The following is a 15,922-nucleotide window of genomic DNA, read 5'->3' as shown; positions in this document are numbered from 1 at the left end:
GATGGGCGAGCACGACGGGCTGGCGGAACTGTTCGAGACCTACCGTCCTCATCTGCGCGCGGTCGCCCACCGGATGCTCGGCACCGGAGGCGAGGCCGACGACGCCGTCCAGGAGACCTGGCTGCGGCTGAGCCGCTCCGACGTCGGCGGGGTCGCGAACCTGGGCGGATGGCTGACCACGGTCGTCTCCCGCGTGTCCCTCGACATGCTGCGCGCCCGCGCCGCCCGCCGGGAGGAGACGGCGCCGGGGCCGTACGACCTGGTGGGCGACGACCAGGCAGGGGACGGCGCGGGCGACCCGGAGCATGAGGCGGTGCTGGCCGACTCCGTGGGCCGGGCGCTGCTCGTGGTGCTGGACACGCTGGCTCCCGCCGAACGGGTCGCGTTCGTGCTCCACGACGTCTTCGCCGTGCCGTTCGACCAGATCGGCCCCATCCTGGGGCGGTCGCCGGTGGCCGCCAAGAAGCTCGCCAGCCGGGCGCGTCACCGGCTGCGGGGCAGGCCCGAGGCCGCCGGCGCGGAGGCCGCGCGGCACCGGCGCGTCGTGGACGCCTTCCTCACCGCCTCACGCGAGGGCGACATGGAGGCGCTGATGGCGGTGCTGGCGCCCGGAGTGGTGCGCCGGGCCGATCCGGCCGCGTTGCCCCCGGGGGTGCCGACGGTGGTGCGCGGCGCGCGGGCGGTCGCGCGGGAGACCGTCGTCCTCGGCCGCCGGGCCCGGTTCGCCGAACCGGCGCTCGTCAACGGTGCCGTGGGCGTCGTGGTGGCGCCGCGCGGCCGGCTGCTGCTCGCCCTGGCCCTGGCGGTCGAGGACGAGCGGATCGCCGAGATCGACGTGGTGGCCGACCCCGTACGCCTGCGCGCACTGGACCTCGCCCTTCTGGTGTAGGGTGCCGGTCACGGCGGCGACGACGCGAGGAGGTGAGCCCCATTACCGCTGAACAGGTCGGGTGCTCCCTTCTCCCCGTGCGTACGGCCGCGTAGAGACAGGCGACCGCGGGAGCGCCCTCGGCACACCGAAAGGCTCTCCCTTGTCATTGTCCTTCTCCCCCGCTTTTCCCTCGATCGTGGCCCGGCTGCGGGCCGCCGGGTGCGTGTTCGCCGAGGACGAGGCCCGTCTGCTGGCCTCCGCCGCGCGTACGCCCGCGGAGCTCGACGACATGGTGGACCGGCGCGCCGCCGGCCTGCCCCTGGAACACGTCCTCGGGTGGGCCGACTTCTGCGGCCTGCGGCTGGCCGTCGATCCGGGGGTCTTCGTGCCCCGGCCGCGCACCGAGTTCCTGGTCCGCCAGGCCGCCACGCTCGCCCGGCCGGGCGCCGTCGTCGTCGACCTGTGCTGCGGCTCGGGCGCGATGGGCGCGGCGCTGGCCGCCGCCGTCGGGCCGGTCGAGCTGCACGCCGTGGACGTCGACCCCGCCGCCGTGCGCTGTGCCCGCCGCAACCTCGCCCCTGCCGGTGGCCACGTGTACGAGGGCGATCTGTACGCGGCCCTTCCCGTCGCCTTGCGGGGCCGGGTGGACGTCCTCGTCGCCAGCCCGCCGTACGTGCCCACCGGCGCGATCGGGCTGCTGCCGCCGGAGGCGCGCGTGCACGAGCCGCAGGTCGCACTTGACGGCGGGGCGGACGGGCTCGACATCGTACGGCGGGTCGTCGCCGGGGCGGGCGGCTGGCTCGCGCCGGGCGGCCACCTGCTGGTGGAGACGAGCGAGGGCCAGGCCCGGGAGACCACCGACGCCGTCACCCGCGCCGGACTCGACGCCCGCCTGACGCACGACGAGGATTTGGACGCGACCACCGTGATCGGAACCCGGCCGGGCGGCGCGCACAGATGACGGCCGTGGGATAACCGGTTGATCGGCTCCGGATGCCCTTGTCCGGACCATCGGGGAGTGGAGGAGCATCCGTGACAGAAGCGACTTCTTTCCTACTGGAACGCCTGCACGCGGCCGGCCTGACCGACGTCGTCGCGGTCGAGCCGGCCACTGGAGGCCTCGCCGCGACCGCCGGGCTCGCGCGCCGCGGTGACGGCACGTCGGTGTTCGTCAAGGCGTTCGGCGAGCCGCCGTCGGACGACGCCTTCGCCGCGGAGGCCGAAGGGCTCACCGCGCTGCGCGAGACGGCCGGCGTCGCCACGCCCGAGATCATCCTCGCGGACCGCGACCTGCTCGTGCTGTCCGTGCTGCAGCCCCGGCCGGGCACCGAGGCCTTCTGGGAGCGGTTCGCGCACGCGCTCGCCCACCTGCACACCACCACGCGGTATCCCCGCTTCGGGTGGCACCGGGACAACTGGCTGGGCCGCCGTCGGCAGGTCAACACCTGGGATGACGACGGGTTCGAGTTCTTCGCCCAGCACCGGCTGCTGCGCTGGCTGGGCGAGCGTCGCGTCCAGGAGGCGCTCGACACCGCGGACCGGGCGGCGCTGGAGCGGCTGTGCGACCGGCTGCCCGAGCTGCTGCCGGTCAGGCCCGCGTGCCTGACGCACGGCGACCTGTGGGCGCTGAACGTCATGGCCACCCCCGATGGGCGGCCCGCGCTGATCGACCCGGCCGTGTCGTACACGTGGGCCGAGGTCGACCTGGCACACCTCTGGACGACGGCGCCGCCGCCCGAGGCGCACGTGTTCTTCGAGCTGTACGCCGAGCTGACCGGGCTCGACCGCGACTGGCGCGAACGCATGCCGATCCTCCAGCTACGCCAGCACCTGGCCGTGATCGCCCAGTTCGAGCCCGACTGGGGCGCTGCCGACCTCGTGCGCGCCACGCTCGCCCCGTTCCGGCGCAGGCCGTGAGCCCAGCTGAGAACACGGGGAACGCAGCGGTGGTTGCCGCGGGAAAACCAGTTGATCGGCTTCGGGTGCCCTCGTCTATTGTCGGGCGGTGCTTTCCGATGTGCGGCTACCGCCGGCTGAAACCCAGGAGCAGTTCATGGCCGTCCGGCGGGACGAGTCCCGTCTCGGCCCGGCCGTGTCGGCCCTGCTGAAACATCTCGGGCTCGGCGGCGAACACGTCGAGCGCTTCGCCGACGGGTCGCTGCCGGTCTACGCGGTGGGCGACCGGCATGTGCTCAAGCTCTACCCCAAGGTCTACCTGCCCGAGGAATACGACACCGAGCTGACCGTCCTGCGGGCCGTCGAGGGACGCCTGCCGATCCCGACGCCCCGGGTCGTGGAAGCGGGACGGCTCGACGGGTGGAGCTACATCCTGATGACGCGCCTGCGCGGCGAGAGCCTCGCCGTGGCGTGGCCGCGCATCCAGCGAGAGGACCGGATGGAACTCGCCGCCGCCGTGGGTGAGACGCTGGCGGCGCTCCATTCGGTCTCCTCCTCCCCCGTCGTCGACGCGGTCGTGGGCCCCGACGACTGGGACGGCTTCCTCCGTACGCGGCGGGAGGCGTGCGTGGCCCACCACCGGGCCGACGGGCTGGACGAGGCGTGGCTGGAGCAGATCCCGGCCTTCCTCGACAGCGTCGAACTCCCGCCGTCCGCGCCCGTGCTGCTGCACACGGAGGTCATGCGCGAGCACCTGAGGGTGGTGCGGGACGGCGACGGCTGGCGGCTGTCGGGCCTGTTCGACTTCGAACCGGCGATGCGGGGCGCGCGGGAGTACGAGTTCGCCTCGGTGGGGCTGTTCTTCTCCTGTGCAGAACCGGGCATCCTGCGCCGTCTGCTCCTCGCGTACGGCTACCGCGAGTCCGACCTGGGCGAACAGCTGAGCAGGAGGCTGCTGGCCTACGCCCTGCTGCATCGGTACAGCAGCCTCGCCTGGTATCTGACCCGGTTGCCCGCGCCGCCGCGGCCCACCCTCGACTGCCTGGCCGCGCACTGGTGGGCCCTGTAGGCCGGGAGCGCCCCGCTATCGGCAGGCCGCGGTGCCCGGGGTGCAGAAACGCACTTCCGGGTAGCGCGGCGACGGCTCGTCCAGCAGGGGTTGCGGCTCGTGACGCAGGTGCCGGTCGAGGAAGGCGCGGACGTACGCGCGGGTGATCTCCACGGAGCGGGCCGCGGACAGGCCGCCCGGGACGGCGATGCCGAGAGCGCCCGCCAGGAGCGGCACATCGGTGAAGGACTGGTGGTCCGCGCCGGGCAGGACCAGCCAGCGCTTCCATCCGGTCAGGAGCCTCCAGTCGCGGTCCCAGGAGTTGTCGCGGCCTGCGGGCTGGTGACCGGCCGAACCGATGAACAGGAACGGCCGCGACAGCCCGCCCTTTGGGATCCGGGCGTAGGTGGTGCCGTCCATGTCGATCCCGGCGCGCACCCGGGAGTCCTTCAGCATGGCCGCCACCGCGCCCGCCCCGCCGATCGACTGTCCGGCCATCGCGATCTCGGACGGGTCGATCAGGGAGGAGCCCTCCCACTTCGCGTCCGGCCCGGTCAGCCGGTCGAGCACGAAGGAGACGTCGGCAGCGCGGACCCCGGCCACCTTCGTGCCGAAGCCGGGGTCGGTTTCGCTGTCGCACGCGACGCATTCGGCGACCCGCCCGTCCGGGAACGTCGTCGCGTAGTTCTCATAGGTGTGGTCGACGCCGGCCACCACATACCCCCTGCTGGCCAGTTCCTCGGCCAGGGCCGTGAGCGTGCTGCGGGGCATGGTGAACCCCGGCGACAGCACCACCAGGGGCAGGCTGCCTTGGCGCCCGGCCGGTTTCGCGTCTTCGACGGCGTTGGTGCGGGTGCGGCTCAGCGCGTCGTACGGCACGCCGGTCACCCTCTTGCCATTCAGCGTGAGCTCGGACTCCTTCGCGGTCATGTAGGGGGCCCGCGGTCCCTCCCCCGCCTGAGCCGGATACCACAAGGTGACCATGAGCTCCCTGGCCTTCGCTTCGGGCACCCACGGTTCGGGGCGGGAGGTGTCTTTCAGATACAGGGTGGTGGCGCCGACCGGATGAGGGCCGGTAGGCGCGGGCAGGGCAGCGGCACCGGTGGGCGCGGCCGACGCCGCGGTGGCGGCGACGGTCCTGGGCGGGGCCGGCGCGGCGCAGGCGGCCGCGGCGAGGACGACCAGCCCGGCGACCGCCAGGCCCTTGACGGCATGATTCATGAAGCGGTCCGTCCTTCCACGCGGCACGTGCTCACGTGCGCGACGGTCACTTGTGCAGCAGGTTCAGGGCCTCGTCGAGGGCGGGGTCGCGCCCTGCGGCGGCGTCCTGCGGGGTCAGCGGCACGTAGTGGTCGGGTGCCACGCCAACCCGGTCGATCACCTCGCGGTTGGGCGCCAGGTGGCGCGTCGACGGGAACGTCAGGGTGGTGTTGTCGTCGAGGAGGTACGGCCGCGCCGGGCCCGAGACGGCGCCCGCGGTTCGCGTTCCGACCAGCCGGCCGAGGCGCAGGTCTTTGACGGCGGAGCTGAAGTGCTCGCAGGCCGAGGCGCAGCCGCGGTCGGTGAGCACCACCAGCGGCAGGTTGAGCAGCGCGACGCTGTCGTCGGTCCTCATGGTTTCGCACGTGCCGTCCACGGCGCACTGGTACGCGGTCACCTTGCCGTGGGCGAACGCGCCCAGCAGCCTGTTCGCCTCGTCGGGGCTGCCGCCGCCGTTGCCGCGCAGGTCCAGAACGACACCGGTCAGCGTGCGGCCGGTCCTCATCCTGGAGATCGTCCTGAGGACCCGGTTCGCGATGTCGGAGGCGAAACCGCTCAGCCGTACGTAGGCGATGCCGTCCTCCAGAAGCTTGGACGTCACCACCTGCACGGCGGCGGGATCGGGCTGGTAGAGGCTCGGCTTGAGCGTCACGGTCCAGCGCCGGCCGGTCTTCTGCCGCAGCAGGCGGAGCCGGACCGGCCCGGCCTCCGGATAATGCGGATACAGCGCGGCGACGGCGGCCGGGGTGACCGCCTGGCCCATGAAGGGCGCCGATCCGTTGACGGATTCGACGACGTCGCCCGGGCGAAGCCCCGCGGCCTTCGCCGGTCCGCCCAGGACGCCGGTCACGAACAGCGGAGGCAGGGCGGTCCCGGGGTTGACGCTCACCTGGGGGCCGACGTTGGCGCGCAGGCCCAGGCCGTACTGGTCGCCGTCGTAGGAGTCCGGCGGCCGCTTCACTCCGTGCGTCCAGCGGGCGTGGTCGTCGCCCAGAGCCGCCACGATGGCCTGCAGGGTGGCGGCGGCCAGCTTTCCCTGGAGGGCGGCGTCGTCCGGCAGCCGGCTGGTGACGCGCCGGTACGCCGTCTCGAACGCGGCCCAGTCGGCGTGGCGGTCACCGGTCAACGCAGGCATCGTGGCCTCGGGCAGGTCGCGCCCGCTGCGGTTGAGTTCCTGAGCGAAGGCGGCGAACCCCGCGGTCAGCAGTGAGCGGTTGTCCAGCGTGGACCCGCTGTAGTAGTTGGCGAGGATGCAGAAGTACGCCTGTTCGACGATGTCGATCGTGGTGGGCGTCTCCGGCGAGGGATTTCCCTGGGGCTCGGCGCACACGGGTGATCCCCCGACGGTCGCCGTGGCGGGCTGGGTGCGCGGCGGCGTCATCGCGGTGCAGGCGACCGTCAGGAAGAGCGCGAGCCCGGCCGCCGTGGACTTGGCGGTCATGACAGGCGCCTTCGGATCCACCGGAAGGAGAGCACGGCGAGGCCGGCGGTGACGACGGCGTAGATCACGGTCTCGATCCACTGGAACGGCCAGAAGCGCTCGAACGGCTGGTAGGTCGCCTCCTGCCGGTAGCCCAGCCGGTTGATCTCGGCGAGGCAGGCGTCGAAGCCCTGTCCCGGATCCCGGGACTGCTGGGACGGCGCGCACGGCCCCGACGTCATGGACACGCGAACGGTGGCGGGGGCGCCGTCGCCGCCGACCACGCGTCCGGACGGATCGGTGAGGCGACTGGACAGCACCCAGGCGCCCGTGTGCCCGGGTATCGCCGAATCCAGGAGCACCTGCGGAAACTCCTTGTCGCTGGACTTGTTGAACGAGTCCACGTTCTCCGGGCCGAGCGGGAAGGATGAGCTGACCGGAGGGAGGAGGTGGGGCCGGACCGTCAGCGGCATGACGATCTGAACCGCCGCGAAGACGGCCAGGGTGAGGGCCATGGCGGGCAGGGTGCGTCTGACGATCAGCCCCACGGTCACGCCGAGCACGAACGCGAACGTCGCGTAGGCCATGGGGACGATGCCGCGCGCGCCGAACACCAGGGGATCCATGAGCGTGAAGCCCGGCGCGGCGGACTTGTCCAGGGGGGCGGACCACCAGGTCACCGCGAGACTGCACAGCCCGGCGGCCGCCGCGGCGGCCACGCCGGTGAACGCGAGTTTGACGGCCAGCCAGCGGGCGCGGGTGATGCTCTGGTTCCACACCAGCAGATGCGTGCCGGCCTCCAGCTCCCGGGTGATCAGCGGCGCGCCCCAGAAGAGACCGATCAGGGCCGGAAGAACCAGCACGACGACGGTGGCGGCTTGGAAAGGGGCTTGGTAGTCGTCGAAGAACCGGTCGAAGAAGTGCGCACAGCCGCCGTCCCGGGCGCAGGCGGTGATGCCGGCGGAGTAGTCGGAGGCCAGTTCCGGCCCGGTCAGCGTCAGGGCGACGGCGAGCACGACGAGCGCGGCGGCCGTCGCCGCGGCCGCGCCGCGGAACTGGCGCCAGGTCAGCCAGATCATCGCTGAACCTCCAGGGCCGGTCGCAGGTGGGCAGGGGCGGGTTCGTCCATGTAGGCCAGGACGAGGTCTTCCAGGGTTACCTGGCTGACGGTCCAAGCGGGGTCGTGGATCGGGGCGTCGGTGCGGATGATGAGCGTGCTCTGCCGGTCGGTGTGGCTGGCGGAGACGACGTGCTGATCGGCCGAGAGCCGGTCGGGGTCGCGCCGCGGGCCGGTGAGCCGGTGGTGGGTGGCCAGCAGTTCCTCGACCTCCCCCGCCACCCGCACGCGCGAGCCGACCAGCACGATCAGGTAGTCGCAGGTCCGCTCCAGGTCGGAGACCAGGTGGGAGGAGAGCACCACGCTGAACTGATGCTCGGCGACGGCCTCCATCAGGCCCTGCAGGAACTCGCGGCGGGCCAGCGGGTCGAGCGCGGCGACCGGCTCGTCCAGGATCAGCAGCTCGGGCCGTTTGGCCAGGCCCAGGGTGAGGGCGAGCTGGGCGCGCTGCCCGCCCGACAGCTTCCCCGCCCGGTGCCGGAGATCGAGGCCGAGGCGTTCGACGCGGTCTCGCGCCAGTGCGGCGTCCCAGCCGGGGTTGAGCCGGCCGCCCAGCCGCAGATGGTCGGCGACGCTCAGCCCCGCGTAGACGGGGGTGTCCTGGGCGACGAATCCGATCCTGGCCAGCTGTGCCGGGTCTCCCGTGGGATGGCCGCCGAGCACGGTGATGCTTCCCGAGGTCGGCGTCAGCTGACCGGCGGCCAGTTTGAGCAGGGTGGTCTTGCCTGCACCGTTGGGGCCCACCAGCCCGACGACATGCCCGGCCGGGATGTCGATGGTGCAGTCGCGCAGCGCCCATCGCTTGCCGTACTTCTTGCCCAGGTCGCGGGCCTGCAGGACGGTGCTCACGCGATGTCCTCCTGAGAGGCGGTCCGGAAGGTGGTCATGAACAGGGCCTCGATGTCGTCGTCGTCGAGGCCGGCCAGGCGGGCCTTGGCCAGCCATCGGCGCAGGTCCTGACGTAGCCGGCCGTGGGCGGCCAGCGAGGCTCCGGCCAGCGTCCTGGTCACGAACGTCCCGACCCCCGGCCGGGCGGCCACCAGGCCCTCGTGCTCGAGTTCCCGATAGGCCTTGAGCACCGTGTTCGGGTTGATCGCCAGCCGTGCCACCACGTCCTTGACGGTCGGAAGCTGATCGCCTTCACGCAGCAGGCCCAGCCGTAGCGCGTGCCGCACCTGCTGCACGAGCTGCAGGTAGGGCGAGAGACCGGACCGGCCGTCCAGGTAGAACTCGATCACCACAACCTCTATCCATCTAGGTTCATAGCACTTTAGGTACCTAGATGTTAAGGGGTCGTAAGGATCACTGGATAGGCCTGTCAGCGCGCGGCGGCGCCGGCGACGTAGTCGTGCAGGCGGGCCGATCCTTCGAGCATGGCGACGGCCGTAGAGGCGAGGGCGGCGCCGCGTTCGGCGAGGGCGGCGCGCAGCGCCTCGGTGCTGCCGGTGCGGCGCAGCCCGTCGAGCACGTCCCCGATCCGCGCCAGCGGATACCGCCCCTGCCGCAGCATGAGGATCATGCGGGCGTCGCGGACCTCGGCCGGGCCGTACCACCGGTAGCCGGTGCCGGGCTCACGCTGCGGCGTCAGCAGCCCGGCGGCCTCCCACACCCGCAGCGCCGAGGCGCGTACGCCCAGAAGGGCGGCCACCTCCCCGATGCGCAGGGCGGACTGCGGCGCCGCCGCGCCGCCGGGGTCCTGCCCGGCCACCGCTTCGAGTGCCTCCCCCGTCGCCCGCAGGGCGAGCCGCTGCTGATGCAGCGCGGCGTGGCAGGCGTCCACGAGGGCGAGCGCGCCCGCCAGGTCGCCGTCGTGCACCGCCAGCATGATCGAACGGGCGGCCTCCCACCCGTACCCCTTGGCCAGCGCCCGGTAGGCGAGCAGGGCCTCGCGGTGCCGCGTGTCGAACCTGCGGTAGCCGGCGGCCGTCCGCTCGGCAGGCGGGAGGATTCCCGCGTCGGCGTAGTTGCGGATCTGCTGGGTGGAGACTCCTGCCTCCCGCGCCAGGTCGACCGGGCGCAGCGCCCTCCGGCTCACCGGACTTGAGGCTTCGGGTCGCATCCGCACATGATAATCCCCTGCGAGTCTCAAGTCCTGATCGTCAGCTTACGGTCCGGCGCAGGGCGTAGACGGCGGCGCCGGCGGCGAGCACGGCGGCCCCGGAGATCACCGAGGACACCGGCAGGGCGAAGGCCAGGATCAGGCACCCGGCCAGCCCGACGGCGGGCACGGCCCGCGGCGGCCGTCCCTCACCGGGGCCGAGGGTCCAGGCGCTGGCGTTGGCGACGGCGTAGTAGGCCAGCACGCCGAAGGAGGAGAACCCGATCGCGCCGCGCAGGTCCGCGGTCGCGGCCAGGATCGCCACGACCGCGCCGACGGCGAGCTCGGCGCGGTGCGGCACCGTGAAGCGCGGATGGACGGCGGCCAGGGCGTGCGGCAGGTGCCGGTCGCGGGCCATGGCCAGCGTGGTGCGGGACACCCCGAGGATCAGCGCGAGCAGCGAACCGGTCGCGGCGATCGCGGCGCCCGCCCGTACGGCCGGGGCCAGGCCGGGGTGCCCGGCCTCCCGCACGACGGCGGCCAGGGGTGCGACCGCGTTGCCCAGTCCCGCGCCGCCCAGCACGGCGAGCGCGGACACCGCGACCGCCGCGTAGACGACGAGGGTGACGGCCAGCGCGAGCGGAATCGCCCGGGGGATGGTCCGCGCCGGGTCCCGCACCTCCTCACCGAGCGTGGCGATGCGGGCGTAACCGGCGAAGGCGAAGAACAGCAGACCCGCCGCCTGCAACACGCCGCCGGCGGTGGCGTCGGCTCCGACGTCCAGCCGCCCCGGGTCCGCGGCGCCGGAGGTCAGGCCCGCGACCACCACGGCGGCCAGCACCGCGAGGACCGCCCCGACGATGACCCGGGTGAGCCAGGCGCTCTTGCGGATCCCCGCGTAGTTGACCGCGGTCAGCGCCACCACGGCCGCCACCGCCACCGCGTGGGCCTGCTCCGGCCAGACATAGGAGCCGACGGTCAGCGCCATCGCCGCGCACGAGGCGATCTTGCCGACCACGAACGCCCATCCCGCCAGGTAGCCCCAGAAGTCCCCCAGCCGCTCCCGCCCGTACACGTAGGTGCCGCCGGAGGCGGGGTAGCGTGCGGCCAGCCGGGCCGAGGAGGTCGCGTTGCAGTAGGCGACCACCGCCGCCGCCGTCAGCCCGAGCAGCAGCCCGGACCCTGCCGCGCGCGCCGCCGGCGACAGGGCGGCGAAGATCCCCGCGCCGATCATCGAACCCAGCCCGATGACCACGGCGTCGGTCAGGCCCAGCCGGCGCTCCAGCGGCCCCTGCCCGGCGCCTGCCGGAGTGCGCGCCATCGCCTACCTCCACTGATCCGACATCGATCACCGTACTGCCCCCGCGAGGGCGCCCGGCGTGACCACCGCGAGCTCAGCGCCCGCTTCGGGCACGCCACGAGGCCGTGGCCGGGACCTGACTTCTCGGGGATGTTCCATCAAATTCCTTTGATGTATTGTCCGGGTCATGGCGTCGTCCGATCAAGCCGTTCCGGCGTTCGTGCGCCTGGCCGCCAATCCGCTGCGCTGGCGGCTGTTGACCGAGCTCGTCATGGGCGACCTGCGGGTCCGTGAGCTGATGGCGCTGGTCGGAGCGCCGCAGAACCTGGTCTCCTACCACCTTCGGCTGCTGCGCGACGGCGGCCTTGTCACCACCACACGCAGCAGCCGCGACGGCCGCGACAGCTATTACCGGCTCAACCTGGATCGCTGCGCGCAGGCCCTGGCCGGCGCCGGGGCCGCCCTGCATCCGGCACTGCGCGGCGTCCCCGAGCCGCCGGCGCCTCCGCCGCGGTGGCCCCGGCTCTCGGTGCTGTTCGCCTGCACGGGAAACAGCGCCCGTTCACCGATCGCCGAAGCTCTGCTGCGCCATCACACCGCCGATCGCGTGACCGTGACCAGCGCCGGCAGTCGGCCCGCAGCACGGGTGCACCCGCACGCCGTACGCGTGCTGCGCGAGCAGTACGGCATCGACATCGCCGACCGGCGGCCGCGCCATCTGGACACGCTGCGCGGTCGCCGGTTCGACTACGTCATCACCCTGTGCGACAAGGCCCGCGAAGCCTGCCCCGAGTTCGGCGACCACGCGCGGCGGATCCACTGGAGCACCCCGGACCCGGCCGCGGCGGGCCAGTCGGAGCAAGACATTTATGCCGCGCTCGGCCGAGCGGCGGCGGACATCGACATGCGCATCCGTTACCTACTGCCCGTCCTGGCTCAGACTCCGGAGGCTCACTCATGACGGTGACCGACCACTACGCCAGCGTCCGCTACCTCGTCGACGACGTCCAGGCGGCCGTCGGCTTCTACACCGCCCATCTCGGCTTCACCCTGAACAGCAGCGCCGCACCCGCCTTCGCCGACGTGGTACGCGGGCCGCTGCGGCTGCTGTTGTCCGGGCCCGCCAGTTCCGGCGCCCGCGCCACACCCGCCAAGGCCACCGGCGCGGGCCGCAACCGCATCCAACTGGTCGTCGACGACCTGGACGCCGAAATCGCCCGGCTGCAGGCCGCGGGCCTGTCGTTCCACGGCGAGGTGGTCACCGGCCCCGGCGGCAGGCAGATCCTGCTCCCCGACCCCGCCGGGAATCTCGTCGAGCTGTTCCAGCCCGCCGTTCGGTCCTGACCTGCGGCCAGCCAGGACTGGCCGCGTCCGGCGCTCCGTCGAACATCCCGGCCGGCCGGGCGGGTGAATCGTTTACCCGCGCCGAGGGGTGGCGTACGGCCGTGCGGGGGAGTCTCCGATCGCATGCGAGCACGCGGGCGGAACCCGACCGGACGAGGACGGAGACGGCGTGGACGATCGTGATTCACCGGTGGTGCGCCGCCGCGACCTGCTTGGCCTGTCCACCGCCGCCCTGGCGGGAGCCGTGACCGTCACAGCCCCCGGGGGCGCGGCCCCTGCGGTGGCGGCTCCGTATGCTCCTGAGCAGGAGGCGGAGGTGACGCCGCCCGAAGACCTCATGCGCGAGCACGGCGTGCTGAAGCGGCTCCTGCTGGTCTACCGGGAGGGCATCCGGCGGATCGAAAGCGGCGAGCGGGCGCCCGCGCGGTCGCTCAACGCCGCCGCCCGCATCATCCGCGGCTTCGTCGAGGACTACCACGAGCACCTGGAGGAGAAGTACGTCTTCCCCCGGCTGCGCGAGGCCGGCAGGCTCACCGGCACCGTCTCGGTCCTGCTGCTGCAACACCGCAGAGGACGCGAGCTGACCGGGCGCATCCTCGCCGCCACCCGGCGTACGACGGGGGCCAGGGCCGCCCATACTCTGGTCGCCGACATGGCGGCGTTCGTCCGTATGTACGAGCCGCACGAGGCGCGGGAGGACACGGTGGTGTTCCCCGCGTTCCGTGAGGTCGTGCCCGCCAAGGAGTTCCTCCGCCTGGGCGAGGTCTTCGAAGACGAGGAGCACCGGCGTTTCGGGCCGCGCGGCTTCGAGGGGGTGGTCGACCAGGTCGCCGACATCGAGAAGGCGCTCGGCATCTACGACCTGTCCCGCTTCACTCCCCCCGGGTGACGGGCCCCGACCGGCTCGGCGCCTCCGCGGCCGCTCGTCAACCGCGCCCCGCTTCGGCGGGCGCGGCTTCGGAGGCGGCATCCGAGGTGGACGGCGCGACGGGAGCCGCCTTCGCGGCGACCAGGTGGGCGCCGATGCCCAGCACGGCGCTGACCACCAGCGTGACGCCCATCGGCAGGGCGGTCCCCTCTCCTCCCACGCCGACCAGCGGCGCCACCAGGGCGCCGAACGCGAACTGCAGCGCGCCCAGCACGGCGGCGGCCGTGCCGGTGGCGTACGGCGCCCGGCCGACGGCCAGCGCCGAGGAGTTGCCCATGACGAGCGAGAAGCAGCTGACCGTCAGGAACAGCACCGGCAGCACGGCGGCGGCCGGCAAACCGGCGGCCAGCGTCGCGAGCAGGACGGCCGACAGCACCAGCACGGCGCCCTGAGCGACGCGCAGCAGCCGCTCGGGGGAGAACCGGCGCAGCAGGCGGGCCCCGGCGACGCTGGCGGCCGTCAGGCCCAGCGCGTTGGCCGCGAAGGTCACGGTGTAGGCGGTGGTCGACAGGCCCAGCACGTTCTGCACGACGAAGGGCGAGGCCGAGATGTACCCCATCAGCCCGGCGAACCCGAAGCCGAAGGCGAAGGTGTAGCCGAGGTATCCGCGGTCGGCGAGCAGGCGCCGCGCGGCCCGGCCGGTGGCGGCGATCCCGCCCCCATGCCGGCGTGCGGGCGGGAGCGTCTCCGGGACGACCAGGACCGCGCCGATCAGCATGAGCGCCGAGATGGCGGCCAGCACCCAGAAGACGCTGCGCCAGCCGGCGGCGGCCAGCAGGCCGCCCGCCAGCGGAGCGATGACGGGGGCGACGCCGCCGATGGCGGCCAGCAGCGAGAACAGCCGGGCCGTCTCCCTGCCGCTCGTGCGGTCGGCGGCCACGGCGCGGGCGACCACGACGCCGGCGGCGCCGGCGAAGCCGTGCGCGAACCGGAAGACGATGAGCGACCAGACGTTCGGCGCGAGCGCGCACGCGACGCAGGCGGCCACGGCCACGGTGGTGGCCAGCAGGATCGGCCGCCGCCGCCCGAACCGGTCGGACAGTGGTCCGATGACGAGCTGCCCGGTGGCGATCCCGACGAAGAACGCGGTGAGCGTGAGTTGCACGCTGGAGGCGCCGGTCTGGAGGTCGGCCGCCATGTCGGTGAACGTCGGCAGGTACATGTCGGTGGCGAACGGCGCCACCGCCGACAGCAGGGCCAGCACGGCGAGCAGAGGCCGGGAGACCCCGGAGCCGGTCGGAGGCGGCGAAGCGGGGGACATGACACTCCCTCAACGCGGATACTTATAAATGCATAAATATCCTACGATGTACGTGTGGACCGCCTCGCCGTGCTCCGGGACCTCATGCCTGCTCTCCGGGACACCTCGCGCACGCTGCTGCGCACGGGCGTCGTCCGGTCGGGCCTCGAACCGTTGCCCGCCTCCGAGGCGGACATGATCCGTGCGATCGTCCGGGAGCCCGGCGTGAGCCCCGGCAGGCTCGCCGCCGAGTTGCAGATGAAGCCGAGCAACGTCAGCACGGCGCTGCGGCATCTGGCCGAGCTGGGACTGGTCCAGCGGGAGAGCGACTCTGCGGACCGGCGCGCCGGCCGTGTGCTGCCCACGCCCAAGGCCGTGGCCGGCTCCCGGCGCATCGAGGAGACCTGGGCCAAGGTCCTCGACGAGGTCCTCGCCGAGCTTCCCGATCACCAGGCGCAGGCTCTGCTCGACGCGGTCCCCGCCCTGCGTGCGCTGGAGCGCGCGTTGCGCACACGTGACACGGCCGCCCAGGACGGCTCACGGTGACGCCCTCCTGATTCCGGCTCCGACCCGGGGCGACCGCGGGCGCGGGTTCCTCACCCGGTCAAGGCCACAGGCGGTGTCTCGCCCAGGCGGCATCCTCTCGTGTGTAGCGCAGGCGGATGTGACGGCGGTCGTGGTCGGCCTGCCAGAACTCGACTTCTTCGGCGCGGACGCCGTACAGAGTCCATCCCGGCGCGACCACCTCAGGGTGGGCCTCGATCTGAGCGTGCGCCGCGCGCAGGGCGGCTTCGAGGTCGGACGGCTTGTCCAGGACCTGCGACTGGCGGCCGGTCAGAGCGTCCGCGCGAGCGCCGGGGGACCGCGCGAGGAAGTCGGCGGCGCTGCGCTGCGCGTCCGCCGCGAAGGCCGTGCCCCGCACCCGGATCTGACGGCCCTGCTCGGGCCAGTAGAACGCCAGAGCGGCGTACGGTGTGGCGGCCAGCTCCCGTCCTTTACGGCTGCCCGCGCTCGTCGCGAAATACCAGGTGCCGTCCGCCCCGAGGTCCTTGCAGATCAGCACCCGGGAAGAAGGCCGTCCGCCGGCGTCGGCCGTCGCCAGGGACATGGCATGCGGCTCGCGCACGCCGGCCTCGACGGCCGAGGTCAGCCATTCCACGAACAGGGCGACCGGATCGGACGGCGCGGCGTCGACGTCGAACCCCGGCAGTTCGGCGTCAAAGACGGGAAGCCCCCGCAACAGATCACGAATCGAACCCGCCGGACCGTTTTCCCCCACGATCGCTCCTCCACCTCGAACCGCGACGGTGATCTCCGAAGCCACAGCCATGCCTACCACCGCGAGCGCGGCGCCCATTCACCGGCCCCCTAAGCTCCAGGCCCGCGGAAAGTTTCAGGGTGCGGGCGTGCGGCCCGTGCCCGGGAACAGCGCGCACTCCCCCGGCGGCCGGTATGCGGCA

General features: G+C 73.1%; 17 protein-coding genes. 8 read left to right on the top strand and 9 right to left on the bottom strand.

Going from position 1 to position 15,922, the window contains the following annotated elements; all coding sequences use genetic code 11:
- Position 1 precedes the first annotated feature (1 nt).
- The 4 genes from IL992_RS42325 to IL992_RS42310 all read left to right on the top strand — a co-directional run bounded on the left by IL992_RS42325 (position 2) and on the right by IL992_RS42310 (position 3,836).
- Positions 2–889, top strand: a complete 888-nt coding sequence (locus IL992_RS42325; RefSeq protein ID WP_193208923.1) for a sigma-70 family RNA polymerase sigma factor — start codon at positions 2–4, stop codon at positions 887–889.
- A 142-nt stretch (positions 890–1,031) separates the two neighbouring features.
- The gene (locus IL992_RS42320) at positions 1,032–1,832 is read left to right on the top strand and encodes a putative protein N(5)-glutamine methyltransferase (RefSeq protein WP_226874787.1); all 801 of its coding nucleotides are present in this window, start codon (positions 1,032–1,034) and stop codon (positions 1,830–1,832) included.
- Between the two features lie 71 nt (positions 1,833–1,903).
- Complete coding sequence (locus IL992_RS42315) at positions 1,904–2,788, top strand: fructosamine kinase family protein (protein WP_319019176.1); 885 nt, start codon at positions 1,904–1,906, stop codon at positions 2,786–2,788.
- A 136-nt stretch (positions 2,789–2,924) separates the two neighbouring features.
- Positions 2,925–3,836 (top strand): phosphotransferase family protein, encoded by a 912-nt coding sequence (locus IL992_RS42310; RefSeq protein WP_193208921.1) that lies wholly within the window; start codon positions 2,925–2,927, stop codon positions 3,834–3,836.
- Positions 3,837–3,851: 15 nt separating this feature from the next.
- Here the strand turns inward: IL992_RS42310 and IL992_RS42305 are convergent, their stop codons facing one another.
- The 7 genes from IL992_RS42305 to IL992_RS42275 form a co-directional block, all read right to left on the bottom strand.
- Positions 3,852–5,036 carry an alpha/beta hydrolase family protein gene (locus IL992_RS42305; protein WP_193208920.1) on the bottom strand — a complete coding sequence of 395 codons (1,185 nt, stop codon included), beginning with the start codon at positions 5,034–5,036 and terminating at the stop codon, positions 3,852–3,854.
- Positions 5,037–5,082: 46 nt separating this feature from the next.
- A complete protein-coding gene (locus IL992_RS42300; RefSeq protein WP_193208919.1) occupies positions 5,083–6,516 on the bottom strand; it encodes a S41 family peptidase in 1,434 nt (477 codons plus the stop codon).
- Complete coding sequence (locus tag IL992_RS42295) at positions 6,513–7,574, bottom strand: ABC-2 transporter permease (protein ID WP_193208918.1); 1,062 nt, start codon at positions 7,572–7,574, stop codon at positions 6,513–6,515. The genes IL992_RS42300 and IL992_RS42295 overlap by 4 nt, the downstream gene beginning before the upstream one ends.
- Complete coding sequence (locus tag IL992_RS42290; RefSeq protein ID WP_193208917.1) at positions 7,571–8,461, bottom strand: ABC transporter ATP-binding protein; 891 nt, start codon at positions 8,459–8,461, stop codon at positions 7,571–7,573. The genes IL992_RS42295 and IL992_RS42290 overlap by 4 nt, the downstream gene beginning before the upstream one ends.
- A complete protein-coding gene (locus IL992_RS42285) occupies positions 8,458–8,853 on the bottom strand; it encodes a GntR family transcriptional regulator (protein WP_319019175.1) in 396 nt (131 codons plus the stop codon). The genes IL992_RS42290 and IL992_RS42285 overlap by 4 nt, the downstream gene beginning before the upstream one ends.
- 77 nt (positions 8,854–8,930) lie before the next feature.
- Positions 8,931–9,671, bottom strand: coding sequence for a MerR family transcriptional regulator (locus IL992_RS42280; protein ID WP_193208916.1), 741 nt, complete (start codon positions 9,669–9,671; stop codon positions 8,931–8,933).
- Between the two features lie 40 nt (positions 9,672–9,711).
- Positions 9,712–10,971, bottom strand: coding sequence for an APC family permease (locus IL992_RS42275; RefSeq protein ID WP_193208915.1), 1,260 nt, complete (start codon positions 10,969–10,971; stop codon positions 9,712–9,714).
- A 166-nt stretch (positions 10,972–11,137) separates the two neighbouring features.
- On the opposite strand from IL992_RS42275, the gene IL992_RS42270 reads away from it, so the two are divergent.
- The 3 genes from IL992_RS42270 (at position 11,138) to IL992_RS42260 (ending at position 13,183) form a co-directional block, all read left to right on the top strand.
- Positions 11,138–11,911 (top strand): arsenate reductase/protein-tyrosine-phosphatase family protein, encoded by a 774-nt coding sequence (locus IL992_RS42270; protein WP_193208914.1) that lies wholly within the window; start codon positions 11,138–11,140, stop codon positions 11,909–11,911.
- The gene (locus IL992_RS42265) at positions 11,908–12,294 is read left to right on the top strand and encodes a VOC family protein (protein ID WP_193208913.1); all 387 of its coding nucleotides are present in this window, start codon (positions 11,908–11,910) and stop codon (positions 12,292–12,294) included. The genes IL992_RS42270 and IL992_RS42265 overlap by 4 nt, the downstream gene beginning before the upstream one ends.
- A 169-nt stretch (positions 12,295–12,463) precedes the next feature.
- Positions 12,464–13,183 (top strand): hemerythrin domain-containing protein, encoded by a 720-nt coding sequence (locus tag IL992_RS42260; protein ID WP_193208912.1) that lies wholly within the window; start codon positions 12,464–12,466, stop codon positions 13,181–13,183.
- Between the two features lie 37 nt (positions 13,184–13,220).
- Here IL992_RS42260 and IL992_RS42255 read toward each other — a convergent pair whose 3' ends face one another.
- Positions 13,221–14,483, bottom strand: coding sequence for a multidrug effflux MFS transporter (locus tag IL992_RS42255; RefSeq protein ID WP_193208911.1), 1,263 nt, complete (start codon positions 14,481–14,483; stop codon positions 13,221–13,223).
- 54 nt (positions 14,484–14,537) lie between these two features.
- On the opposite strand from IL992_RS42255, the gene IL992_RS42250 reads away from it, so the two are divergent.
- A complete protein-coding gene (locus IL992_RS42250) occupies positions 14,538–15,008 on the top strand; it encodes a MarR family winged helix-turn-helix transcriptional regulator (protein ID WP_193208910.1) in 471 nt (156 codons plus the stop codon).
- Positions 15,009–15,066: 58 nt separating this feature from the next.
- On the opposite strand, the gene IL992_RS42245 is transcribed toward IL992_RS42250, so the two are convergent.
- Positions 15,067–15,741 carry a pyridoxine/pyridoxamine 5'-phosphate oxidase gene (locus IL992_RS42245; protein ID WP_319019174.1) on the bottom strand — a complete coding sequence of 225 codons (675 nt, stop codon included), beginning with the start codon at positions 15,739–15,741 and terminating at the stop codon, positions 15,067–15,069.
- Positions 15,742–15,922 lie beyond the last annotated feature (181 nt).

This window comes from Microbispora sitophila (assembly GCF_014892245.1).
GTDB lineage: Bacteria > Actinomycetota > Actinomycetes > Streptosporangiales > Streptosporangiaceae > Microbispora > Microbispora siamensis.
This window is presented reverse-complemented; position numbering and strand designations above follow the sequence as displayed.